This is a genomic window from Pantoea sp. JKS000250, from assembly GCF_003201065.1.
GTDB classification, from domain to species: Bacteria; Pseudomonadota; Gammaproteobacteria; order Enterobacterales; family Enterobacteriaceae; genus Pantoea; species Pantoea vagans.
On record NZ_QICZ01000002.1, the window covers coordinates 62,086 to 87,170 of the forward strand.

The 25,085-nt window shown below is 51.5% G+C and carries 22 protein-coding genes and 1 riboswitch; of the genes, 8 read left to right on the forward strand and 14 right to left on the reverse strand.

The genetic code is table 11. The features are described 5' to 3' along the window. Positions 1-6: 6 nt before the first annotated feature. From BY447_RS20060 to BY447_RS20080, 5 genes are all read right to left on the reverse strand, one after another. On the reverse strand, positions 7-762 hold the full coding sequence (locus BY447_RS20060; RefSeq protein WP_061060876.1) for a thiazole synthase: 756 nt from the start codon (positions 760-762) through the stop codon (positions 7-9). Between the two features lie 2 nt (positions 763-764). After that, positions 765-962, reverse strand: a complete 198-nt coding sequence (gene thiS / locus BY447_RS20065; RefSeq protein ID WP_110332003.1) for a sulfur carrier protein ThiS — start codon at positions 960-962, stop codon at positions 765-767. Continuing rightward, entirely contained in the window at positions 946-1,890 is a 945-nt protein-coding gene (locus BY447_RS20070; RefSeq protein ID WP_110332004.1) for an FAD-dependent oxidoreductase, read from the reverse strand. Before BY447_RS20070 ends, thiS begins: the two co-directional genes overlap by 17 nt. A 131-nt stretch (positions 1,891-2,021) precedes the next feature. Continuing rightward, positions 2,022-2,141: riboswitch (TPP riboswitch) on the reverse strand. Between the two features lie 146 nt (positions 2,142-2,287). Then, positions 2,288-2,602, reverse strand: a complete 315-nt coding sequence (locus BY447_RS20075; RefSeq protein ID WP_013196130.1) for an ArsR/SmtB family transcription factor — start codon at positions 2,600-2,602, stop codon at positions 2,288-2,290. Positions 2,603-2,618: 16 nt separating this feature from the next. Then, a complete protein-coding gene (locus tag BY447_RS20080; RefSeq protein ID WP_110332005.1) occupies positions 2,619-3,737 on the reverse strand; it encodes an alkene reductase in 1,119 nt (372 codons plus the stop codon). Positions 3,738-4,066: 329 nt separating this feature from the next. On the opposite strand from BY447_RS20080, the gene BY447_RS20085 reads away from it, so the two are divergent. Together BY447_RS20085 and BY447_RS23535 are read left to right on the forward strand one after the other, a co-directional pair. Further along, a complete protein-coding gene (locus BY447_RS20085) occupies positions 4,067-4,978 on the forward strand; it encodes an arginase family protein (protein ID WP_110332006.1) in 912 nt (303 codons plus the stop codon). A 177-nt stretch (positions 4,979-5,155) separates the two neighbouring features. After that, positions 5,156-5,749 (forward strand): AAA family ATPase, encoded by a 594-nt coding sequence (locus tag BY447_RS23535; RefSeq protein ID WP_323859515.1) that lies wholly within the window; start codon positions 5,156-5,158, stop codon positions 5,747-5,749. A 15-nt stretch (positions 5,750-5,764) separates the two neighbouring features. Here the strand turns inward: BY447_RS23535 and BY447_RS20095 are convergent, their stop codons facing one another. Together BY447_RS20095 and BY447_RS20100 are read right to left on the reverse strand one after the other, a co-directional pair. Further along, entirely contained in the window at positions 5,765-6,193 is a 429-nt protein-coding gene (locus BY447_RS20095) for a GFA family protein (RefSeq protein ID WP_110332008.1), read from the reverse strand. Positions 6,194-6,328: 135 nt separating this feature from the next. Next, on the reverse strand, positions 6,329-6,958 hold the full coding sequence (locus BY447_RS20100; protein ID WP_110332009.1) for a LysE family translocator: 630 nt from the start codon (positions 6,956-6,958) through the stop codon (positions 6,329-6,331). A 558-nt stretch (positions 6,959-7,516) separates the two neighbouring features. Between BY447_RS20100 and BY447_RS20105 the strand changes: the two genes are divergently transcribed. Next, positions 7,517-8,626: an efflux RND transporter periplasmic adaptor subunit gene (locus BY447_RS20105; protein WP_110332010.1), complete on the forward strand. Its 1,110-nt coding sequence runs from the start codon at positions 7,517-7,519 to the stop codon at positions 8,624-8,626. Then, a complete protein-coding gene (locus BY447_RS20110; RefSeq protein ID WP_110332011.1) occupies positions 8,623-11,709 on the forward strand; it encodes an efflux RND transporter permease subunit in 3,087 nt (1,028 codons plus the stop codon). Before BY447_RS20105 ends, BY447_RS20110 begins: the two co-directional genes overlap by 4 nt. 223 nt (positions 11,710-11,932) lie before the next feature. Here the strand turns inward: BY447_RS20110 and BY447_RS20115 are convergent, their stop codons facing one another. From BY447_RS20115 to BY447_RS20125, 3 genes are all read right to left on the reverse strand, one after another. Further along, positions 11,933-12,964: a methionine synthase gene (locus BY447_RS20115; RefSeq protein WP_033735535.1), complete on the reverse strand. Its 1,032-nt coding sequence runs from the start codon at positions 12,962-12,964 to the stop codon at positions 11,933-11,935. 27 nt (positions 12,965-12,991) lie between these two features. Continuing rightward, positions 12,992-13,972, reverse strand: a complete 981-nt coding sequence (locus tag BY447_RS20120) for a DUF1852 domain-containing protein (RefSeq protein WP_033784978.1) — start codon at positions 13,970-13,972, stop codon at positions 12,992-12,994. A 457-nt stretch (positions 13,973-14,429) separates the two neighbouring features. Beyond that, a complete protein-coding gene (locus BY447_RS20125) occupies positions 14,430-15,140 on the reverse strand; it encodes an IclR family transcriptional regulator (RefSeq protein WP_013196119.1) in 711 nt (236 codons plus the stop codon). A gap of 173 nt (positions 15,141-15,313) precedes the next feature. Between BY447_RS20125 and BY447_RS20130 the strand changes: the two genes are divergently transcribed. After that, positions 15,314-16,006 carry an RraA family protein gene (locus tag BY447_RS20130; protein WP_110332012.1) on the forward strand — a complete coding sequence of 231 codons (693 nt, stop codon included), beginning with the start codon at positions 15,314-15,316 and terminating at the stop codon, positions 16,004-16,006. After that, positions 16,006-16,953 (forward strand): hydroxyacid dehydrogenase, encoded by a 948-nt coding sequence (locus tag BY447_RS20135; protein ID WP_110332279.1) that lies wholly within the window; start codon positions 16,006-16,008, stop codon positions 16,951-16,953. Before BY447_RS20130 ends, BY447_RS20135 begins: the two co-directional genes overlap by 1 nt. A gap of 211 nt (positions 16,954-17,164) precedes the next feature. Here BY447_RS20135 and BY447_RS20140 read toward each other — a convergent pair whose 3' ends face one another. Next, positions 17,165-17,410, reverse strand: coding sequence for a hypothetical protein (locus BY447_RS20140; protein WP_110332013.1), 246 nt, complete (start codon positions 17,408-17,410; stop codon positions 17,165-17,167). Positions 17,411-18,437: 1,027 nt separating this feature from the next. On the opposite strand from BY447_RS20140, the gene BY447_RS20145 reads away from it, so the two are divergent. After that, complete coding sequence (locus BY447_RS20145) at positions 18,438-19,076, forward strand: acyl-homoserine-lactone synthase (protein WP_013196115.1); 639 nt, start codon at positions 18,438-18,440, stop codon at positions 19,074-19,076. 13 nt (positions 19,077-19,089) lie between these two features. Here BY447_RS20145 and BY447_RS20150 read toward each other — a convergent pair whose 3' ends face one another. Together BY447_RS20150 and BY447_RS20160 are read right to left on the reverse strand one after the other, a co-directional pair. Further along, positions 19,090-19,782, reverse strand: a complete 693-nt coding sequence (locus BY447_RS20150; protein WP_013196114.1) for a LuxR family transcriptional regulator — start codon at positions 19,780-19,782, stop codon at positions 19,090-19,092. Positions 19,783-21,005: 1,223 nt separating this feature from the next. Then, complete coding sequence (locus BY447_RS20160) at positions 21,006-22,346, reverse strand: MFS transporter (RefSeq protein WP_110332015.1); 1,341 nt, start codon at positions 22,344-22,346, stop codon at positions 21,006-21,008. Positions 22,347-22,817: 471 nt separating this feature from the next. Here BY447_RS20160 and BY447_RS20165 point away from each other — a divergent pair, with 471 nt between their 5' ends. Continuing rightward, positions 22,818-23,288 (forward strand): DUF1203 domain-containing protein, encoded by a 471-nt coding sequence (locus tag BY447_RS20165; RefSeq protein WP_013196111.1) that lies wholly within the window; start codon positions 22,818-22,820, stop codon positions 23,286-23,288. An 80-nt stretch (positions 23,289-23,368) separates the two neighbouring features. Here the strand turns inward: BY447_RS20165 and BY447_RS20170 are convergent, their stop codons facing one another. After that, positions 23,369-24,952, reverse strand: a complete 1,584-nt coding sequence (locus BY447_RS20170; RefSeq protein ID WP_110332016.1) for a methyl-accepting chemotaxis protein — start codon at positions 24,950-24,952, stop codon at positions 23,369-23,371. Between the last annotated feature and the right edge of the window lie 133 nt (positions 24,953-25,085).

Here is a 25,085-nt window from a genome sequence, read left to right on the forward strand (position 1 = left end):
TGCTCCTCAGAACTGTGCCAGACCAAAAATGGGTGTTGAAGCTGACGCCATGTCACGCTGCTCCATCAATCCCGCCTGAAACGCCTCATGCCCGCCGTGGATCGCGGCGGCAAAGGCACCCGCCATCCGCACCGGATCGCGTGCTTTCGCCACCGCGGTGTTTAGCAGCACGCCATCAAAACCCATCTCCATCGCCTGCGCCGCCTGGCCTGGCGCACCGATGCCCGCATCAATTATCAGCGGCACATCTTTAAACCACGCACGCATGGCGCGCAGCCCTTCGATATTGCGCAGCCCCTGGCCGGAACCAATCGGTGCGCCCCAGGGCATCAGCACTTCACAACCCGCTTCCAGCAGTTTCTCGCCGACAATCAGATCTTCGGTGGTGTAGGGAAAGACCTGGAAGCCATCAGCGCAGAGGATCCGGGCGGCTTCAACCAGCGCAAAGGGATCGGGCTGCAGCGTGTCGGCATGCCCAATCACCTCCAGCTTGATCCACGGCGTGTCGAACAGTTCACGTGCCATCTGTGCCGTCGTCACCGCCTCTTTCACCGTATGACAGCCCGCGGTATTCGGCAGAATCCGTTTGTTGAGCTGCTGCAACAGCGTGCGAAAGGCGCCGCCTTCGCTGCCTTCACGACGCAGGCTGACGGTAATAATCTCCGCACCTGATGCGTCGATCGCCTGATGCAGAATGTCGGGTGACGGATATCCGGCGGTGCCAAGCAGAAAACGGGATTGCGGAGTAAATTGATAGAACATGGTTAACCTCCCTGCATCGGTGACAGGATTTCCAGCTGGCTGCCCGCTTCAAGCTGCTGGCTGACATAACGGCTGCGCGGCACAAACTCACCGTTCAGTGCGGTGGCGACGGTGCGCGGGTCGATCTGCTGCTCCGCCATAAGTTCCGCCAGCGTTGTTGCGCTGGTTTCAATCGTGCATCCATTAAGTTGAACTCGCATGAGTCATCTCCTGAGTGAGTTGCAGTATGAGTTTCTCAGCCATAATCGGGGCCAGTAAAAAGCCGTGGCGGTACAGCCCGTTTAACGAGAAGCGCCCATTTTCATAGCGGACTTCCGGCAGGTTCTGGCGGTAGGCGGGACGCAGACCGGTGCCGCTCTCTACGATCCGTGCTTCAGCCAGCGCCGGATGCAGACTGTAAGCCGCGCTCAGCAGCTCCATCATCGCCCTGGCGCTGATCGGGCTGCTGTCGTGACTTTCGACCATGGTGGCTCCAAGCATGAAGTGGCCTCCGGCACGCGGCACCAGATAGCAGGAAAAGCGCGGATGCAGCAAACGGACCGGACGGGAGAGCTGAACGTCATGCGTATGCAGGATCAACATTTCGCCCCGCACGGCGCGCAGAGCGGGCTGCTGATCAAGAGCGTGGATGCCGCGGCAGTCGATGATTTTGCCGCCGGGTTTGCCGCTGTGAAAGGGTATGCCCGCCTCGTGCAGTGTGACGCGCAGTTGCTGCAGTGCGCTGCGCGGATCAAGATGCGCCTCTGCGGCAAAGAACAGGCCACGGGCAAAGCGATTTTCCAGCGCCGGTTCGATGTCACCAGGCGCAACCCACTGATGCTGCTGCGTCATGCTGGCGAAGCGCGTCAGTTCGCGGCTGTCTCGCGGCGGCGCAACCACCAGCGTGCCCTGCTGCTCCACGCCGTCGACGCGTTTCGCCCACCATCCGGCAGCGTGCTGGCCCCATTCGATGACCTGGTGTGGCGAGCTTTCTGCTTCGCACCAGGGCGCAAGCATGCCCCCCGCCCAGTGCGAGGCGGCACGACAGTCAGGCTGCGTAATGACTTCAACGGCTTCTCCCCGTTCCAGTAGTAGCGTGGCGACACACAGCCCGGCAACGCCGCTGCCGAGCACCGACCAGCGGCTCATGGTGCCCACCGGAGAGGAAGAGAGTGATTAAGAATGAGATGTTTCACTTTGGCCTCGTTATTGGTTAACGAAGACCCGTGATACAGAGGGAATAGGCAAAGACGTCGCGAACGCGCGCCTGCGGCAAGTATCGGATGCGATACCCGTCTTCCTACGCCAGTATCAACTGGGTCAGGTTCTAAGGGTCGCTAAGCCGCGCACTGCGCTATTAGCCTCTCAGTCTCTCTGGCGAGACTCCCCTGACGGCTTTAGTTGTAAGTTAAGCGGGCAGCTTCGTCAAGCCGCGTGCGTGAAGACGAGTCAGAAATCCGGGGGATAGGTGCAGGCGTTTACTGTAAGTGCAAAGACTCAGTATTCGCAGATAAGATAACAGAGAAGTGCTGAAACGGCAGGCGCCCTAAAGCGCCTGCAGCGATTGTGTCACCACGTCGGTTATTTCACGAATACGTGGTTCAGCGCGGCGATAATAGGTCCACTTCCCGACTTTGCTGGCTTCGACCAGTCCCGCATTGTGCAGGGCTTTCAGGCATAACGAAGTAGCGGGCTGTGATAAGCCCGCCTTGTCCTGGATGAGGGTGGCACAGACGCCATACTGAGCGAAGGGATAGAGCTGAGAATAGCCCGCAAACGCTTCGTCAGGATTTTTAAGCCACTTTAGTACTGCCACCCGGGTCGGGTTGGACAGTAACTTCAGGGCATTTTCGGGGGACATGCCGCCTCACATAAGATCAGGATTGAAAAACAGGATAGTCAGTATAGCCTTTCTCAGTGCCGCCATACAGGGAAGCGTGATCCACGGGATTCAGCGGATAACCTGCTTTAATGCGTGCCGGCAAATCGGGATTCGCAATAAACGAGCGGCCAAAACCCGCCAGATCGCCCCAGCCTTTATCAAGCATATGCTGTGCTTTTTCCGCCGTGTAGCGACCAGAATAGATGATCGGAGAACGGAATGTTTCCCGCAGCGCAACCCGGAAACTCTCAGGCATATCCGGGCTATTATCCCAGTCCGCTTCGGCAATAGAGAGATAGCCAACTTCCAGCTCATTCAGCAACTCCGCGGCGCGGATATAGGTCGCATGGGGATCGCGTTCAACCAGGCCAAGATAGACGCGCTCTTCGTCAGTACTCGAAAACAATGGCGCAAACCGCACGCCAACACGGTGGCTGCCAAATACCGCGCTGACCGCCTCAACAACTTCACGCAGGAAACGCAGACGATTCTCTGCTGAGCCGCCATATTCATCCGTGCGGAAGTTAGTGTGCTCCGAAATAAACTGGTTAATCAGATAACCGTTGGCAGAATGCAGTTCCACACCGTCAAAACCGGCCTCTTTGGCATTTTCCGCCGCGCGTCGGTAAAGCGCCACGATCTCTTTGACTTCCGCGTTGGTCAGTGCCCGTGGTTCGCTGGGTGCGGTCAGTATCCCCGCGCCTGGTCCGGTTTTAATGAATACCCGAACGTTATCGGCGGCGATGGCTGAAGGCGCAACGGGAGCCTGCTTGCCTGGCTGAAGTTCATTGTGAGAGACGCGACCAACGTGCCAGAGCTGACAGAAAATCGTGGCGCCTTCCTGATGCACCGCCTCTGTGACCTTTTTCCAGCCCGCGATCTGGGCGTCGCTGTGGATCCCCGGCGTCCATGCATAGCCCTGCCCACGAGGTTCAATCTGGGTGCCTTCAGTGATCATCAGTCCCGCGCTGGCACGCTGACGGTAATACTCCACCATCAACTCGCCGGGAATATTACCCGGCTGCTCACTGCGGCAACGCGTCAGTGGCGGCAATACAATGCGGTTACGAAGCGTGAGATCGCCCAGGTTCAGGGGGGTAAACAGTGACGGCATGACAAAAATTCCTCTGATGTGTAAGAGGCGCCATTATATTTACACATTTAAATTTGTAAATGTGTAATCAGTGCTTTTTGTTTTAAGCCGGGTTTATGAGAGTGTCAGCTTGCAGACTCGACGCTTCGGGGCGATGAAGTAATCAGTTAATAAGACGTAATCTCTTTGGTTCATGCAGACGCCGCCCTCAGCCCGGTATTCAGTAATTTTTCTGCCGCGCGTTATTGAACGGATAGTCGTCAGCGACCAATGTGTTAACAATACGGCTATGCTCAACCTTCGTTCAGGGCTAGTGTGATCAACCGGACTTAAATAACTCAGGACATTTGATGAAAAAAATAATTCTTGTGCCGTCAAATCTGGGCCTCAACCCACTTTATGAAGGTCATATACCGGGCACACGCCGCGCACCTGCTGTTCTTATGCAGCACGGGCTTCAAAATACTTATGCCGCCTATGAAGTCATTTCCCTCCGGTGCCCTGATTACAGTCCTGAAAGTGAACCAGGAACTGACATCCTGAACGGTCACAAACTTCGGCATCTTAATTTAAGGCTGGCTGATGAAGTTGAAATTGCCCGCACTCAAAAACTCAAGCCCGTCGTTATCGGGGGGGATTGCGCAATATTGCCGGGTGCTCTATTGGGAAGCCGGCGAAGCGAAGGGCAAATAGCGCTGCTGCATATTGACGGGCATAGTGACTTCCGACACCCTGGTAACTGGACTCGCGCGTCTAAGCCAGGTGCGGCAGCTGGAATGGATCTGGCGTTGGTAACCGGACGTGGAGAAGCATTGCTGACTGAATGGCCAGGTATTGATGGGCCGCTGGTCGCAGATGGCGCAGTTATTCAGCTGGGTGAACGTGAGTCACACCTTGAAGATTATGAATGGCCTGACATTGCAGACACAGATATCCAAAGAATAACGATCTTTGACGCTTTAGCATTATCGGATAACCAACTGATCAATATGATTTTCAAGCGGCTGGATGTCACTCCTCTGACATCCTTCTGGATACATCTGGATATCGATATTCTTGATAGCGGGGAAATGGCTGCAGTTGACTGTCCGGGCACGCCGGGATTACCCCCTGATAAACTTATTTATCTCTGCAGTACGCTGTTCAGCCACGTTCGCTGTTGTGGGATTACCGTGACTATTTATGATCCCGATCGGGATCCCGATGGCACTGCTGCTGATCTGGTTGCCCGGATTATAGGTAGCATAACCGGGGATATCTGAACCTTTCGACTGCCGTTTTTTATTTTACGTGCTCATTTTATTTTTTCTAACGCAGTCTGATTCACGTATGGCTGAACGATGAGAACGTTCACACTAAAGAAGTGTGAAAGATACTGATATTGCTCAGTATATTAGCCTGAATTTGAGGTTTTTTTATCTCTGATTCAAGGCATTAAAATGTATCAAAACCCAATCTTACAGGGATATTTAAAAGGGCATATTGTGAATAATGCACTCACTTTAGAGGCGCTGGGACCACGCATTTGTATTATGGGTCCTTCAAACAGTGGTAAATCTACCTTAGCTGAGGCTATTTCCCGCAAAACGAATTTACCTGTTGTTCATCTTGATCAACTTTACCATCTTCCGAATAGTCAATGGATTCCCAGAGCACCGGAAGCATTTCGCCATTTGCATGCAGATGCAGTGAGTCAGAAAAATTGGGTGATGGAGGGGAATTATACAAAATGCATTGAGGAACGCTTTACTCATGCCACGGGATTGATTCTTCTGGATGTAAAAGTGACCGTGGCACTGCTGCGTTATATTCGCAGGTGTTATTCATCGACACCGCGAATAGGGGGGCTCGGGATGAGCAGAGAGTCCGTAACCCTGGAGATGCTGAAATATATTATCCGTACTGCCCCGCAGAATCGTAAGTATCATCAGACGCTTTACGACCAGGTCAGATTGCCAAAAGTTCTGCTTCATTCTCCACACGAGATTAAAGCCTGTTCAGAATACTGGGGCTTAAAGTTAAAAAATAAGTAACCCACACCGCTGTGATTAATCAACAATCTTTAAGCTCGTCAGCAGTGCATTCAGCGACGTTACTGGCCCCGCATGATTAGTCTCTGAGCGGGTATGGTCCCACGGCATGGCGTCATCGGTACAATAATCCCCTATGCAGTGCATCGCGACTGGAGTATTCAGTAAGCCGATCGGAAGCCAGATGTAAGGCCGGCCGCGCAATCGGTTTGGAACGGCAGAACCACAGCTGACGCAAAAGTCAGTGCGATAACCTGTCGGTTTACGCCACGACGCGATCTGGCTTTCGCCTGCTATCCAGGCAAAATCACGCTCTTTTATCAGCGTTGCCAGGTTATAACCGGTTCCGGTCTGCTTTCTGCACAGAGAACAGTGACAGCGGTAATAGAGCGTGGGGGTTACCGAAATCTCAAAAACAACGGTTTCACACAGACATGAGCCTTTCATTTTTCGCCTTTTGAATCAGGATTCGGGGTTGTGCGCGGGCTATCGGATTGCATCGCCTCTGCCGCTTCGGCTCATCACCTGATCGTTCCGGGTGATGAGTCAAAACGGATGACGTTCCGCCATCATTAGCTGTAATTAGTTGCGGCTTAAGACCAGTTTCAATCCTGCAAGCGCAAAGCAACAGGCTAACAGTGCATCCAGCCCGCGACGAATGCGGCGGTAAAAAGCGCTCATTACAGCTGTCGAGAACAGCAAAGCATAGCCACCGAACACAACCATACAGATCGCCGCACAGCCGCAGATGATCATCGGTAACGTCGAGGAGACCGCATCCGGTTTAAGGGCAAATGACATAATTGCCACCCAGGTCAGAATCGCTTTGGGGTTGCCGATATGCATCAGGATACCCTGACGGAACAGGCTGCCATAAGCGACCCGGGTATCGCTGGTTTTAAATTCACCGGCTTCCGTGCGGCGTAATGCAGATTTACCGGCTTTAAACGCCAGCCAGAGCAGATATATTCCGCCGCCAATTTTTAACGCAATCAGCAGTTGAGCAAAGGTTGTCAGCACGGTCAGCACACCGCAGGCTGCGAGCAGCGCCCAGATCATCGAACCACTCACGACACCCGCAGCCAGCGCCAGCGCGGCACCTCTGCCCTTTTTCATCGCTGTCCCCATTATCGCCATATTGCTCGGCCCAGGGCTGGCCGTCGCGACAAAATAGGTCGTAAAGATCATGATTAACTCGTGTGAAAGCGCCATATTTTTCTCTGCGATGCGGGGTTATCAATATGTTATATCCGCTGGCAAAGAAATTTACTATTCATTCACATATTGCAGGTTTTACGGATAAGGCTTAATTAGTACCGGCAGGCAGCCGATACGGCGGCGATGGGCTGTCCTTACAGAGTGGCAGGTGTGCGTTAATGGCTACTCAGACGTTGCTTTCCGCTAATGCTGGAGCAACATCGATCAGCCTGACATCATCCACAATGAGTGACCCAGTCACATAATGGTCACCTCCTGTCAATCAGGGTCACTGACGTTAAGGGAGCAAACTATGCCGATGCCGATCTCCTGAGCATTCACAAATGCACTGTGCCTGCCGTCCAAAAAATGCAAGACGTCCAGGAACCGCTCTCTCTGCACTCATCCCCTGATATCACCCCTCTTCAGCTGCCATGACCCTTTTAACAACCCCTTCACGGTGACATATCTTGATCTGTTCATGACGAAAATTCAGCCATTTGTGACCATTGACTTATTTGGTCACAGGAATGAGAATGCGCAAACTATCCTGTTACCGCTTTAAGGGAACTTATGCTCAGGCTTAAATCCGCCACCCTTGCTGTTTACGTGTTGCCGCTGGCCCTGGTGGCCTGCGGTGAACCCTCCACCCGCGACGATCCCCGAACGCAGGCTCCACTGGTGCGGACTGCAACCGTGGTAAGCGCGATAGATCGAACCCACGCCTTTACCGGCGTTGTGGTCGCCCGGATTCAAAGCGATCTCAGTTTCAGAGTACAAGGCAAAATCCTTGAACGTCTGGTGGATACCGGTCAGGCGGTCAAACGCGGTCAGCCGCTGATGCGTCTGGATCCGATTGACCTGACACTGCAGTCTCAGGCTCAGCAACAGGTTGTGGAGGCAGCACGGGCACGGGCTAAGCAAGCCACGCAGGATGAAGCGCGCTATCGCGGCCTTGTCGCGACGGGTGCCGTGTCGGCATCAGCCTACGACCAGATAAAGGCCGCCGCCGATACGGCAAGAGCCGATCTCAGAGCCGCACAGGCCCAGGCCAGCGTCGCGCAGAATGCAACCGGTTATGCGGTGCTGCTGGCCGACGCCGATGGCGTTGTCGTGGATACGCTGGCAGAACCGGGTCAGGTGGTCAGTGCCGGACAGGCCGTTATCCGCCTCGCCAGAGCCGGTCAGCGCGAGGCCATTGTGCAATTACCGGAGACGCTCAGGCCTGCGCCGGACAGCGATGCTCAGGCCACGCTTTATGGCTCCGGCGATAAACAGGTGCCCGCCAGGTTACGCCTGCTATCCGATGCCGCTGATCCGGTGACGCGAACCTTTGAAGCGAGATATGTCCTGGAAGGTTCACTGGCTAATGCACCGCTCGGCTCGACCGTCACGCTTAACATCGCGGAAAACGCCAGCAAAGCTTCGGTCATGAACGTGCCCTTAGCCGCGCTCTACGATCCGGGGAAAGGGCCGGGCGTCTGGGGCATTTCAGGTCAGCCCACAACCGTCTCATGGCGACCGGTGCAGGTGATCAACCTTGGGGATGACAATGCCGGCGTTGTCGGAAACCTCAAGCCGGGTGAGCAGGTCGTTGCGCTTGGCGCGCACCTGCTTCATGAGGGTGAAAAAGTGCGCACGGCACCGCAAGGCAACGAGCGCAGCGCGGGGAGTCATCCATGAGCAAGGAACGTTTCAATCTCTCGGCGCTGGCTGTGCGCGAGCGCTCGATTACCCTCTTCCTGATCATTCTGATTACTGTCGCCGGTATCCTGTCGTTCTTCGAACTGGGGCGAGCGGAAGACCCGCCTTTTACCGTCAAGCAGATGACCCTTATCACGGCCTGGCCGGGTGCTACAGCGCAGGAGATGCAGGATCAGGTTGCTGAGCCGCTGGAGAAGCGTCTGCAGGAGCTTAAGTGGTACGACCGCAGTGAGACCTATACCCGTCCGGGTCTGGCGTTTACCCTGCTGTCACTGCAGGACAGCACGCCGCCTTCACAGGTACAGGAAGAGTTCTATCAGGCGCGCAAGAAAGTCGGTGATGAAGCCAGCAGCCTGCCCGCGGGCGTTATCGGACCGATGGTTAATGACGAGTTCTCTGATGTGACTTTTGCCTTATTTGCGCTTAAGGCCAGGGGGGAGCCGCAGCGTCTGCTGGCAAGGGATGCTGAATCGCTGCGCCAGCAGCTTCTGCATGTACCCGGCGTAAAAAAGGTCAACATTATTGGTGAACAGAGTGAGCGAATCTTTATCTCGTTCTCTCATGACAGGCTGGCCACGCTCGGCATTTCTCCCCAGGATATCTTTTCTGCCCTGAACAGTCAGAACGTGCTGACCCCGGCCGGTTCAATAGATGCCAGCGGTCCCCAGATTTTTATCCGTCTTGATGGCGCCTTCGACACCCTGGAGAAGATTCGCCAGACGCCTGTCGTTGCCGGGGGCCGAACACTGCGCCTTTCAGATGTCGCGACTGTGGAGCGAGGCTATGAAGATCCGGCGACCTTTATCGTGCGTAATCAGGGCGAACAGGCGCTGTTGTTAGGCGTCGTTATGCGCGACGGCTGGAATGGCCTTGATCTCGGTAAGGCACTGGATGAGGAAACGGCCAGAATTAATGACGGCATGCCGCTGGGTATGACGCTGACGAAGGTCACCGATCAGGCCGTCAACATCAGTTCAGCCGTAGACGAATTCATGATCAAGTTTTTTGTCGCCCTGCTGGTGGTCATGGTGGTCTGCTTTGTCAGTATGGGCTGGCGGGTTGGTGTAGTGGTCGCCGCAGCCGTGCCACTGACGCTGGCTATCGTGTTTGTTGTGATGGAGGCTTCCGGCAAGAATTTTGATCGCATCACGCTGGGTTCACTGATCCTTGCCCTGGGTTTACTGGTCGATGACGCCATCATCGCGATTGAAATGATGGTGGTCAAAATGGAAGAAGGTTATGACCGCATCAAAGCCTCTGCTTATGCCTGGAGTCATACGGCGGCACCGATGCTGGCGGGTACGCTGGTTACCGCTGTGGGCTTTATGCCCAACGGTTTTGCACAGTCTACTGCCGGTGAGTACACCAGCAATATGTTCTGGATTGTCGGTATCGCCCTGATCGCCTCGTGGATCGTCGCGGTGGTGTTTACGCCTTATCTTGGCGTGAAAATGCTGCCGGAGATCAAAACGGTGGCGGGAGGACATACCGCGATTTATAACACCCGCCATTACAACCGCTTCCGTTATATTCTGGGCCGCGTCATCGCAGGTAAATGGCTGGTAGCCGGTTCGGTGGTGGCTCTGTTTACGCTTGCCGTGCTCGGCATGGGGATGGTTAACGCACAATTTTTTCCCACCTCTGACCGTCCGGAAGTGCTGGTGGAAGTCCAGATGCCTTATGGCACCGCTATTGAGGAGACCAGCAACGCGGCGGCAAAAATCGAAGCCTGGCTGCAGAAGCAGCCGGAGGCAAAAATCGTCACATCGTATATCGGACAAGGATCACCGCGTTTTTATCTGGCCATGGCTCCCGAGTTGCCTGACCCCTCATTTGCAAAAATAGTTGTGCTGACGGACAGCCAGGAAGCGCGCGAAGCACTTAAACACCGGTTACGCGAAGCGGCGGCTGATGGACTTGCAGCAGAGGCGCGCATCCGCGTGACACAGCTGGTGTTTGGTCCCTACTCGCCCTATCCGGTGGCATATCGCATTATGGGGCCGGATGCCGACACGTTGCGCACCATCGCAGCCGACGTAGAGGCAGTGCTACAGGCCAGTCCGCTGATGAGAACAGTTAATACGGATTGGGGTCCAAAGGTGCCGACGCTGCATTTCACGCTTAATCAGGATCGCCTGCAGGCCGTGGGGCTGACATCGAATGCGGTGGCAGAGCAGCTTCAGTTCCTGCTCTCTGGCGTTCCGATTACCTCAGTGCGTGAAGATATCCGCTCCGTGCAGGTTATGGGACGCGCAGCGGGTAACATCCGCCTCGATCCGGCCAGAATAGCGGGCTTTACCTTAGTCGGTTCCTCAGGTCAGCGTATTCCGCTCTCTCAGATTGGCGACGTTGACGTACGCATGGAAGATCCGATTCTGCGTCGCCGCGATCGCACTCCGACGCTGACGGTGCGCGGTGATATTGCTGAGCATCTGCAGCCGCCGGATGTCTCAAAGCAGATGCTCAACGCGTTGCAGCCCATCATCGATTCACTGCCAGCGGGCTACCGCATTGAACAGGCGGGCTCGATTGAAGAATCTGGTAAAGCGACCAAAGCAATGGCACCGCTGTTCCCGATTATGATCGCCATGACGCTGCTGATTATCATTCTGCAGGTGCGTTCGATGTCGGCGATGGTGATGGTCTTTCTGACGTCGCCTCTGGGACTGATTGGTGTGGTGCCGACGCTACTTCTCTTTAACCAGCCGTTTGGCATCAATGCACTGGTTGGACTGATAGCGCTATCGGGCATCCTGATGCGTAACACGCTCATCCTGATAGGCCAGATTCACCATAATGAACATGAAGGACTCTCGCCTTTTGATGCGGTGGTGGAAGCAACGGTACAACGTGCGCGTCCGGTGCTGCTGACGGCAATGGCTGCCATTCTGGCCTTCATTCCGCTGACGCACTCCGTATTCTGGGGAACGCTGGCCTATACCCTGATTGGCGGTACGTTAGGCGGTACCCTGATTACGCTGGTATTCCTGCCAGCGATGTACGCGATCTGGTTCAGAATCCGCCCGGATCACCCCCGCTCCGCTGACGAAACGCTGAGCTGAACGTAATCTGAAACGGGCGCGATCGCTGACCAGGTGATTCACGCCCGACAGCATAGCGAATTACGCTACTGAGGTTTCAGAACAGGGAATCTGAACGTGATTTAAGAGGAGTGGAATGAAGAGCCTACAGAGATGGATAGCGGGACAGACAAAGTTAAAGTAAGGGCAGCCTCAGTCCGGCTTTCAGGCATCTGAAGCCGGACTGAGGCTACTCAGGAAAAGATTATTTTCCCAGAATTTCTCTGCGGACAATCTCTGCACCCGCACTCAACGCATGCAGTTTGCCATTGGCAACCTGACGCGGCAGAGGAATCATGCCACAGTTAGTTGAAGGATAGAGATTTTCAGCATCCACGAACTGCAGTGCTTTGCGCAGCGTGTTAGCCACTGCTTCCGGCGTTTCAATCTCATGAGTAGCCACGTCGATAGCACCGACCATGACTTTTTTACCGCGAATCAGCTCGATCAGATCCATCGGCACGCGCGAGTTCTGGCACTCCAGTGAAACGATGTCGATAGCTGAACGCTGCAGTTTCGGGAAGACCTCTTCGTACTGACGCCACTCTGTGCCCAGCGTTTTCTTCCAGTCGGTATTCGCTTTAATGCCGTAGCCGTAGCAGATGTGAACGGCGGTTTCACACTTCAGCCCTTCGATAGCTCGCTCTAACGCGGCGATACCCCAGTCATTCACTTCATCAAAGAAGACGTTAAAGGCTGGTTCGTCGAACTGAATAATATCAACGCCCGCGGCTTCTAACTCTTTCGCTTCCTGGTTGAGGATTTTTGCAAATTCCCAGGCCAGCTTTTCACGACTTTTATAATGATTGTCATAGAGGGTGTCGATCATCGTCATCGGACCCGGCAACGCCCATTTAATAGGACGATCGGTCAGCTTGCGCAGGATTTTTGCATCTTCAACAAATACCGGCTTCTGACGTGAGACTTCACCCACCACGGTCGGCACGCTGGCGTCATAACGATTACGGATGCGGACCACTTCACGCTTCTCAAAATCCACGCCGCTGAGGTGTTCAATAAACGTCGTCACAAAGTGCTGACGGGTCTGCTCACCATCACTGACGATATCAATGCCGGCGCGAACCTGGTCGTCCAGACAGAGACGCAGTGCATCTCTTTTACCGTCAACTAACTCTTCATCCTGCAGTTTCCAGGGTGACCAGAGCACCTCTGGCTGCGCGATCCAGGACGGTTTAGGCAGGCTGCCCGCAGTGGATGTCGGTAATAAAGTTTTCATAGCAGGTGACCTTTAGTTTTTAATTAATCAAAGAACGGATTCAGCAGACCATTGTGCGAGAAGTGTCTGATTCGGCTTGATGAAATGCGCCTCAGTAAACTTACCCTGCTCAACGGCCAGACGGCTGCGCTCTTCGCGATCGTAAACGATGCGGGTTAATGAATAATCCTGATGCTGCAGCGTTGGCTGATAGCACTGTCCGGCTGCAGAATTCGCGTTGTAAATTTCCGGGCGATAGATTTTCTGGAACGTTTCCATGGTGCTGATGGTGCTGATCAGCTCAAGATTGGTGTAATCGCTGAGCAGGTCACCGTGAAAGTAGAAGGCCAGCGGCGCAACACTGCCCTGCGGCATAAAGAAACGCACTTTCAGGCCCATTTTTCCAAAATAAAAATCCGTCAGCGAAGGCGCATCCTGCTGGTATTCGATGCCCAGCACCGGATGCACATTACCGGTACGCACATAGGTATTTTTGCTCGACACACTCAGGCAGATGACCGGCGACTTATTGAAGTTTTCTTTATAGGCCGCTGAGTTGACGAAGCTTTTAAAAATGTTGCCGTGCAGCTGGCCAAAATCATCCGGCAGACTGAATTCAGTCTGGCCTTTATTGTGCTCTGTCAGCACTACGCTGAAATCATAATCACGCACGTAGGAGGAGAAGTTATTGCCGACAATCCCGTCGAAACGTTCACCGGTTTTGTGATCGACGATATGGGTCTTCAGAATCTCAATCGCCGGGAACGATTCGTCGTTGCTGCCTGGCTGAAGATTCAGCTCAGCAGAAATAATCTCAAGTTCGACAGCGTAACGGTCGCTTTTTGGGTTATCCCAGTGCGCCAGCGCGTTGAACCGGTTGTCGATCATCGCCAGGGCGTTATGCAGGTTTTCCTGGCGTTTTTCGCCACGCGCCAGATTCGCGAAGTTAGTCGTCGCCCGCGTATTTTTCGAAGGGTTATAGTTTTCGTCGAAACGAATGCGCTTGAGGGTAAAGGCTAAGTTGTTCATCGCTATCGGGTATCCTGGTCGCTGATATGATTTGTTGCTTCAGGGTTATGCAGCTTTGCTATCCCTTAACACCCAGTCATATGACTCAAAGTTATTAACAATTCTTACTTTATGCCTCAACATCCGGTTGAAAAAAAGTGATTAAATTTCAACGAACATGAAGGAAATTCATGTTGAGGCGGTAGAGTGGGGGATTTTTCATGCGGCCAGCGTGCCATTAAACATCTGACGTTAAATCAGAATGTTTAAAGGCGCACCGGAAGTAAATTATTTTAACAAATATCAATGACTTAATATCACTCCATCACAGCGGCGGGTCTTTTGAGAATTAAGTACTCAGGCAAGCCAGACATCCCTTAATTCACCCTGGCTTAAATCGACCGACTCCAGCCAGAAAATCTTGCCGCTCTGGAAGAGCACAGCGCTGACATGGAATCACCTGTGCCCTTCACGTCAGCTAAATCTTGTAAAAATTATCGCATGTCACTTTATGCGCGCCTGATTTAACCGAAAGTCGGCTGGCCGCTTCTTTCATCAGTTTCCCCAGTCCGCTTTCACACTTCGCCTGCGTCAGACGTGACGATGGCCCGGTCAGTGCCAGCGCAGCGAGCAGCCTGTCGCCTTCTCCAAACACCGGTACGGAAAATGCCGCAATGTGCGGATCGCGCATCCCGGAGGTAAACAGCGGTAGTTCAGGTACAGCCTCAAACAGGGGTTCGTTCTTTCCCCAGTAGCGAAGCACCTGTCCGATGGCAGAGTTATCCAGCGGCAGAAAGGTGCCGGGCAGACGCGTTTCACGCAGTCCTTCAGAAGGCTCAGCTCTGAACAGACAGAGTCGCTGATCGTTTTCTATCACATACCATGAGGCGCTTTCGCCCGTCGCGGTCGCCAGAGCGTGAAGCTCAGGCTGAACAATGCTGGCCAGATGAAAGGATTGTTCATAGAGCTTGCCCAGATAGAGCAGCCTCGGCCCCAGGGTATAGACGCCATTGTCGCGGCGAATCACATAATTCATGCGCTCAAGTGAGTTCATCAGGCGATAGACCGTCGTTTTGTGATAACCCGATAGCTGCGCCAGCGCGGTAAGCGTCAGCGACTCCTCGCCAGGTTTGAAACAATCCAGCAGCGCCAGCGCTTTTTCTACGGCAATTACGCCTTCATTCCCCATTGGTACGTCCTCCTGTATGCGACGGCAGGCAGTTTACCGCGCAATTTGTGATTCACATCGTATTTACATCACAAATGAGTGCTTAACACTGGTGCGATGCGAATTAACATCGATATAGTAGTTTTATATTGTACAACTAAGTTGTACCTGGTAAAACGAAAGAGGAATGATCTATGCCACATGCAGAGAATACCTTCATCAATCGCGACATTATCCGTGTCGCGCCAGAACTTGTTAAACAGGCGGCTCAGTTCCAGGCCGCGATACTGGCGGATGTCGCCGGTCGACGCGGAACGCTGCATGGTCGCGTCAAACCGGTAGCCTCCACGATGAAAGTCGCTGGTCCCGCTATCACCGTCGAGGTCCGGCCTGGCGATAATCTGGCGATCCATGCCGCACTGGCAATCGCCCAGCCAGGCGATGTGATTGTGGTTGATGGCAAAGGCGATATCAGCTGTGCCTTAATCGGAGAGATTATGTCGACCCAGGCTGAAGCCTCCGGCATCGCGGGGATCATCATTGATGGCGCGGTTCGTGACGCCGATGCACTGAGCGCGAACGGTTTCCCGGTGTTTGCCGCGGGTCTGAATCCCTGTGGCCCGACCAAATCTGTTGCGGGGCGGGTCAACTACCCGGTTTCTGTCGCGGGTGCTGCTATTCAGCCCGGCGATCTGGTCATCGGTGATATTGATGGCGTGGTGATTCTGCCGCGTGAAGAGATCTCTGCCCTGCTCGAACTGGCGCAGAAAAAACTGGATTTCGAGACCGGGCGTATTGCGGCCATTCGTGATGGTGACCTTCGCGCGCCGTGGCTGGAGAAAGCCCTGCAAACCGCTGGCATGCTGACGGATGGGGAGACGCTATGATGACAACTCAGCTTCCCGTCATTCTGGTCACGGCCAGCGATCTGGCTCCGCAGGCGGTCAGCCTGCTGAACGCGTTCAGCCTGGTTTATGCAGGCAAACAGCCCGACGAAGATACCCTGTTCAGACTCTGCCAGCAGCATAATCCGGTGGCGATAATTGTCCGTTACGGAAAAATTAATGCCCGCATCATGGATGCTGCGCCTGCCCTGCGCGTGATTTCAAAACACGGCAGCGGCATTGACGTTATCGATCAACAGGCAGCCGCGGCACGCGATATCCGCGTTCAGTCTGCGCCAGGTGCCAACGCAGCCGCTGTAGCCGAGCATACCTGGGCGATGATTTTAGCCTGTGCGAAATCCGTGATAACGCTGGATCAGCGCATGCGTCAGGGGCACTGGGACAAATCCACTCATAAATCTGTAGAGCTGGAAGGCAGAACGCTGGGTCTGGTGGGGCTTGGTGCAATTGGTGGTCGCGTTGCCCGCATTGGGCAGGCGTTTGGCATGAAGGTACTTGCCTATGATCCTTTTGCAAAGACCTTTCCTGATGAGTGTGAGTCCGCTTCACTTAACGACCTGCTGCAACAGGCAGACATTATTTCGCTGCACTGTCCGCTGACCGAACAGACCCGCCAGATGATCAATGCAGAGAAACTGGCGTTGTTTAAAAAAGGCGCCATTCTGGTAAACACGGCACGCGGCGGTCTTATTGATGATGATGCGCTTTTAGCGGCGCTGAATGATGGCACCGTCGCCTGGGCCGCACTGGACAGTTTCCCCACTGAACCTCTGACGTCGCCGCATATCTGGCAGCATGTTGAGAATGTGATTCTGTCGCCACACATTGGCGGCGTCAGTGATAACTCCTACGTGAAGATGGGTACGGTGGCGGCCAGTAATATTCTGAACGTTCTGGAGTCCCTGAAAAACGAAAGCGCGGTATCCTGAGCCATCTCTGTAGCCGACTGAACAGGCTGTAACGCTATGTAGTCGGCATTTTTTCAGGTTTGAGTCTCTGCACTCATTAAAGGCGCTGAAGAGGCTATCATCGAGGCACGTAGGTTATAAATAATGCGTGTCTGCTTTAAGTGAGCAGTTGAAGTCACACTTGATGAGAAAGGCTTTCTCATTGTTTAAATCATCACATCCGTTATCGGCCTCATATTCCTGAAGACAGGCGTGCGAAATGCTTTTTCATGCTGTCGGTCAGCTCAAAAATGCAATCGAGATGCCTGCACTTTTTCACGACCTGACCGCTTAAATGTGAATTGCCGCAGCTGCTGAAAAACTCAGTCATTCGTTTCACATCAAACAACTCATCCTGTTCAGCAAGCAGAATTGTGACCGGAAAAGAGAGCTTTTTTGGTTGCCCTGAAGGATTTTTTTGTGTCAGAGCATTTGCCATGTTTACGCTGTACACCCCAACAAAATCAGGTCTTAAGCGAATAACCTCACTGGGGAAATTAAGCCTCACACCAGTGCGATGCCCTGATTTTATGGCACGTGACAGTTTTAACGAGAATGCCTGTTGAAACTGAGACTTAGCTATTAGATACGATCCTGCCGCGAGCTATTCGCTCAGGGCAGGCTAACCTCAGTACGAGTCACTGCCGGCAATACCGATAAGCTGATGCCACATCCAGATGAAAAACAATAAATCGCCTCATGACGGATAACGATCAGAGCCTGAATTATTTTCCACGTTAACGAGCCATGGCCTTTAAGCATGATATTAAGTTACGCTTAATTTAGCTGGTGAGCCAACGCAGTATAGATTTGATGGGAACGTCGATGGCTGTATCGAGGATTAATACCCGGAAAAAATAGGTTCAGAGATATTTTTCATGCGCGAAAAATAATGAATAACTGTCAGCAGGCTGATAGTTTTTGCAGAGCCGGGTGATCTCAGAATCGCCGGAAGCGTTCTTAAAATCTGGCAAATTTGGTAAATTGAAAATCAGAAGCTAAACAATTCGATATTACCAACTGATCATTCCTTATGATACCGCTGGCTGGCTAACTGCTGAAGTACTTCCAGGCAGACTGACTGCATTGGCTATCAAATGAACAGCAATGTTGCTCGCTCAATGCGTAATTTTACATTCATTATTTGACTGGATTAACTGAACAGGAAATTTTGCCCCTTAAAACAATAAGGGGCAATAAATTAATGATGGTTGTTTGACTTTTTTCGTATTCTGGTATTTTTATTATTTGAATGCTTTTTGCACTCTGTACGCGAGACTTTGAATATTACATAATCTCGTCTGGTTTTCCCTGGTGTTGCATTGGTCTTTGATAACCTGACCGCCGGGCAATGAAAGTGCTTAGTGGTCAGGCACATTTTTATTATAAGACCTGTACGATATAATAAAAGCTGTCCTAAAGGGCAGGGGTAATAGTTTCATCATGTGATTATTGAGGGCGAGTTAATGAGTTCTGCTATTGATTTTTTTTTGCGTGATTATGATCAACTATCGGTTGAAGAAGCGAATGAGTTATACCGGCTCAGAAGAAAAACATTTCGGGATCGACTCGACTGGGAAGTCGAATGCATTGACGGCATGGAAAAGGACTTTTTTGACAATAAAAACACCACTTACTTACTGGGTGTGCACGACGGACAGTTGCTATGCGGTGCACGATTCATAGACTCTACCCAGCCGACGATGATGAGCGAAATTTTCCATAAGTACTTTTCAGCAGTGTGTCGTCTCCCTACCGATATGCCCTGCTGTGAAATTACTCGCCTGTTTTTAGACAAAGAACGACGTGACGCTGCAAAACTGGATGGTTTACCCGCCAGTAAAGCATTGTTTCTTGCAATGATTATTTTTTGCATGAAGAAGAAATATACAGGGATGTACGCAGTGGTCAGTCGCGGCATGTATGCCATATTCCGTCACGCCAACTGGAAAACAGAGGTAATTCAAAAAGGGTTCTCCGAAAAGGGAGAAGATATCTACTACATTTTTATGCCTGCTAACAGTAACGTCATTGAGGATATCATCATCAAGGACAAACACTCAGACTGGCTTCGTGAAAAGCTACAGCACTTATGCCATCTTTGAATGAGTATCTGGCTCAGTTTTCCAGTAAGCGGAGTTCTGCGCCAAGTTTTATCGCGTGTCTTGCGTTATTAACACCGAGTTTTTTCATTACATTACCCATATGGAATTTTACCGTACGCTCCGCAATAGATAAAATAATAGCAATCTCAGCATATGTTTTGCCGTCGCTGACCCACTTAAGAATCTGTCGCTCACGCGGTGATAAAAAGGCATTCTTTTTCTGCTGATGTTGACTATACAGATTGAGCGTCTTCTGATGCAGATGAATAAGGAAACTCATGAATTTTGCACGATGTTTATCAATATCAAAATCAAATTCCTTTTTCCCAATAACAGATAACACAACCAGATTATTCAGGTAGTCATGGAGAGGAAATGTCTGTCCCCGATAAATGTTATATTGAAAACTTTCGTTGAAAATCCTGGTGAGGTTGTAACCTTCTGACAAAATAACTTCATTCTCCCAAAAGTAGTCTTCAACGCAGCGCAAACCACGGATAATGACGGGATCGATAAACTGATATTTCCTTTCAAGGTAAACATCAAACCACGCCGGGTTGTTGTTAATAATTTGCATCTGCGAAGGGTCTTTTTTATTCATAATAGCGTATGCATAGATAACACCCTGGTAATCCTCAAAGAACGCATCCAGTTCATCCTTGATTAACGAATTTATCTTTTGGTCGTTGTAGTAGGTATCCTTCACGTCAGTTGCTACCTTCAGGTTTAGTGGCTTACAGGTATAATCGGGTTCATAAACGACATTGAATCGTATGTTTACCCAACTCACTTATCGAAGTGACGACATCATACAGCAATATTCCACTCATTTCTGCCTTAAGACAGTGAGGACAGGATGGGTTCATGGGATTGCTGACGGTTATCGAGACGTTGACAGAACACCCTGTTCGATGGGAATAGCCGAATAAGTGTTGAGAGTTCGGGATAATGCAGGCCTGTCTGAAGCGACAACAGCAACTTTCCTGGTAAATCCTAAGTAATGAAATGTCGCAGGATAGTGTACGGACATTAGATTATAAGAACCGTAACCGTTTGATAATCAGCAATTGCTTGTTGCAGATACAGCCTTGCTGTACACATTATCATTCCATCGCTGGTTTCAGGCATTCCCCGTAGGGTGTAAACGCCTGTTAAAGTCAGTTGAAGGTAGCAGATGCTGTGTTGATCTGTTTCATGGCTTGTATACATGCTTCAGGACGTTAATACCTATAGCCCGCATATTAACCAGCGCCCGGCTGGTCTGGATGAACAGAGCCATTAAAATTGTGGTTTTGTTATGCCTGATTGTGGCGAACATGACTAAGCAGGCGTGTTATTCTGCCAGACTGATAAAATGAGTTTTTTCAGTGCGTTGTATCAGACCGGTTCTCTTATGTTCGGGTATGGCTCTGTCTTCAACAGGCGGGGATTAGGATCATGTATTTTCCAGCAGGTATTGACGCCTGACACACGCCTTTTAAACGAAGTGCTTCCTGGATTGCATCCTGTTTTTCTGATCCTGAGCAACTGCTGAACTTTCTTATTAATCCTCACCAACTCTGTAAAACAAGAATTATATAAATTGCTCCATCAGATATATCTACTTCCTGATGGCTATAATATTAGCGCTTCAGTCCAAAGAGGATTGTTTCTTCGCTCCAGCCTGATGCAGGCTTTGAGCAATCACTTTAATGTGCGAGGATTTAAATTCACTTGTAGGGTCAAATCACTATTTAAAGTTAGAACCTGAAACACAAAACCTAATCTGGTATCTGCTGAATGAGTCTATCGACGACTTAAGATCTTTGGAAGAACGTTCACAGGATGTGCCTTGAGTTTTCTGGCAGTTAAAACAGTGTTCTTGTGGCAGTAAAAGCTGAAAGGACTCACCTGCAGACGCAATGCTCAGCATCTGCAGGTGATGCTACGTTATTTACTGACTGGCGAAGCGTGAGTGTCAACTTCAATGCTTAACGCTTTTTTACGCCCCATAACCAGCACCGCAATACCGCCGATGCCGCAGAGAATAGCCAGTGGCATCATTGCCAGCGTATGGCTGCCGGTCGCCTGATTAATGATGCCGTAAACGTTGACCATCAACCCTCCGCCAATCAGGTTCGCCATCGCACCGATAGCAGCCAGACCCGCAGCAGCGGTAGTGGAAGACATCCATCCCGACGCCAGCGCCCAGAAAGGTCCTTTCATTGAGTAGGCACCAATTAATACCAGTGACAGGATGACAACACTGCCGGTCAGGCTGTTGGTGATAAAGGCGGAGAGCAGACCACCTGCAATCAGGAACAGCGTTAACGCGGTATGCCAGCGACGCTCGCCGCTCCGGTCAGAACTTCTGCCCCATACAATCATCAGAATGGATGCCAGACCGTAAGGAATCGCATTGACTAAACCGGTTGTGAAGTTATCCAGCCCGAACGATTTCAGCAGTTGCGGAGACCAGACGCTCAGAGTTGATCCCGCCGCAGAAGCCCCCGCATAAATCAGTGCCATCACCCAGATATGCTTATGACGCAGTAACTGCCATAGCGAGATATGACCAATCGCTTTTTTCTTCTCGTTTTCTGCCTGAATAGTCGTGCTCAGCCACGCTTTTTGTTCCTGATTTAGCCAGCTGGCATCGGTCGGACGATTACTGAGTAAGAAGAAAGCGGCAATCCCCAGAACCACCGCCGGAATACCTTCCAGGATGAATAACCAGTGCCAGCCGCGCATGCCTAACCAGCCGTCGAGCGACAAAATCAGACCGGAGATAGGCGATCCTATAAAGTTTGCCGCCGGGATTGCCACCATGAACGTTGCAATCACACGCGCACGGTACTTGCCCGGGATCCAGTACGTCAGATAAAGAATTACGCCAGGGAAAAATCCTGCTTCAGCTGCACCCAGTAAAAAGCGCAATACGTAGAGCGTATTGGCACTTTCAACAAAAGCAGTGCAGACCGAAATAATGCCCCACGACACCATGATGCGAGAGATCCAGATCTTTGCCCCAATTTTCTGCATGGCGAGGTTACTGGGAACTTCAAACAGGAAGTAACCCAAGAAAAACAGGCTGCTTGCAAAACCAAATACGGCTTTCGACAACCCTAAATCTTCGTTCATCTGTAACGAAGCCATTCCGATGTTGCCGCGATCGATGATGGCAATCAGATAACAGACAATCAGAAAGGGCAAAATGCGCCAGACCACCTTCTTAACGGTCTGCTGCTCAATATCAGCAGAGAATGTCGTGATGTGCTGTTTTTCAGACATGATGATCCTCACAATTTTGTCATCGGCTTAAGGGCAGTGGAGAAAGCGGCTTGTTGTACTCTGTAAAACAGTAATGTACTGAGTAAAACCATTATCACGATAAAATCTTGCCCCTGCCTGAGGATGTAATGAGGTTGTGTTATTTGTCACAAAAAAGTACATGGCAGTTTTGTTTTATGTGACGGATATGTCGTTAGCGGGGTAGCGTTCAGGGAATTTTTTACAAGTTACCAGAGAAGGGTGATGGGCAGAAAGGTGAAGGCAATTTGACGGCTTATCGCGGATGGAAAGGTATTAACATCCGTAAAAGTTTGTCATGAGTAAGGTTGTCAAAGCTGGCTGAGGGGGGGACACATCTAGTGCAATTCCCTGACAGTCTCGTTCCCAAAAATCCCTGACCGGAAACGGCGAGTCTCACCAAACGATATCCGATAACGTCATTCTTCACTGCTGAAAACGACAGGCGATATCATGAATTTTAAAATCTCAGGTCTGGATGCCGGGCCATTTACTCATCTTTTTGGACAGAGCGATAGCTATCTGAAAGAACACAACGCAATACGTCAAAAGGTGGAGTGCTATCCTGGTTATCCCGACAGAATCTCATTGTGTGATATTCCTGCAGGTGAAACCGCCCTTCTGATCAATCATATTTATCAGGCTGCAGACACACCCTATTTTGGCACGCATGCGATTTATGTCTGGGAGGGATGCACCCAACAAGGCATTTACCACAATGAATTACCTGAAGTCCTGCACAACAGAGTGCTGTCATTACGTGCTTATGATGAAAAACACTTTTTAATAGCGGCAGACATAGCTGAAGGAAATTTTGCTGAAGTTCTGCTGCGCCGTTTTTTTGCCGATCCGAAAGTGAGTTATGTTCAGATACATAATGCGAAGCGGGGTTGCTATTCCTGTTGCGCTGAGCGTTGTGAATGAATATTCAGAACCGGGCTTCTATTTACGCTGAAAACTGTCAGGGCAAGATATCGTGAAGTACCCTGCCCTGACATCAAAGATTAAGCACGTGCAGGATTAATTTTAAACACTCTTACGCTGGCAAGCAGCATTTCAGCCTGCGCTTGTAAAGCCTGCGCCGCAGCAGTGGACTGCTGAGAAAGCGCGGCGTTTTGCTGCGTGGCTGCGTCCATATGGGTGACCGCCAGATTAACCTGATCGATACCGACACTTTGCTCGTTACTGGCCGACGAAACGTTTTCAATCAGCTCACTGACCTGATGAATGCGTAAAATAATCTCTTCCATTGTCGTACCGGCATGTTGAACCAGTTCGTTGCCCTGCCCGATTGAATTCACAGAACGTTCGATCAGGATACGCACATCTTTCGCCGCTTTTGCTGAGCGCTGTGCCAGAGCACGGACTTCCGCCGCGACTACTGCAAAACCACGACCTTCGGCACCCGCACGCGCCGCTTCGACCGCAGCATTCAGGGCCAGAATATTGGTCTGGAAAGCGATACCATCAATGACTGTAATGATCTGGTTAATTTCGTTTGAGAACTGCTGGATTTCGCTCATGGTGTGGACGACTTTTTCCACCACGTTGCCGCCCTGACCCGCAATGGAGCGGGCATCATGTGCAATGCTGCTGGCATGAGAGGCGTTCTGCGCGTTATTTTTCACCACCGAAGTCAGTTCCTCCATGGAGGCTGCAGTTTCTTCAAGCGCGCCTGCCTGCGCTTCATTACGCGAGGAGAGTTCCTGGCTGCCCTGGGCAATCTGAACAGAGGCTGAGGCGATGTTCTCCGTGCCGGTGCGAACGCCAGAGACGATGGAAGTCAGGCTGATATTCATTTCTCGTAACGCCGTCATCAGCTCTGCGGTTTCGTCGCGTCCGCTGGGGCGAATCACGGTCTGCAGATCGCCTGAAGCCACTGTGCGCGCTATGTTGACAGCTTCGCGCAATGGATGGGTGATGCTGCGGATTAACCAGGCAGTGATTAATACGCCGGAAAGCAAAATACCCGCCATCGCGATCCATAAGGTCATGCGGGTTTCCTGATACTGGGCGAGATTTTGCGCCGTCATCTGTTCATTGAGCTTCTGAGCATGTGCCAGCGTACGATGAACCACGTCATCAATCATTTTGGTCGGCTCACGATCGATGCCATTGACCTGACCATCAACCAGCTGGGCGCTGGCGAGGTTTTGGATGTCGTAGTTTTGCAACGCAACCAGGTATTTTTGTCTGAGCTGAGCGTGTAGCTCGATCGTCTGTTTCACCTGGGTCGTATCCATCCCCAGTTCGGGTTGCAGTATCAGCAATTGATGGAGTAGCGCCTGAGTTTTATCACTCTGCGCCAGGAAGGCCGCTTTGTATTTTTCGAAAACACGCATGCCTTGTGTGCCGCGTAACAGGGTGTTTTTCCACTCCTGTACCTGAATTTTAAACTGAACCTGTGCATTACGTGCAGTATCAATGCTCTCCGCGACACGCGTTTCGCTTGCCATGATGTCGGTATTTTTCTGCAAAGCCTGAGTATTCAGGGTAATGCCTCGCAAACCGACAAGCAGGGTCGCCAGTAGCAGGATGGCGGCCATCACACTGAGTCTTTGCCCTATCGTAAAATGATTAAGTTTCATATTTTTTCCGTGGTGAAAACAATCAATGCCCCGGCAGATCCCGGTACAACAGTTATCGACGCGGTAAAGCATGGACTTTATGGCTGAGCAAGTCCTGAGGGCTTTTTTTATGCAGTAAAATTCTTCTAATGCT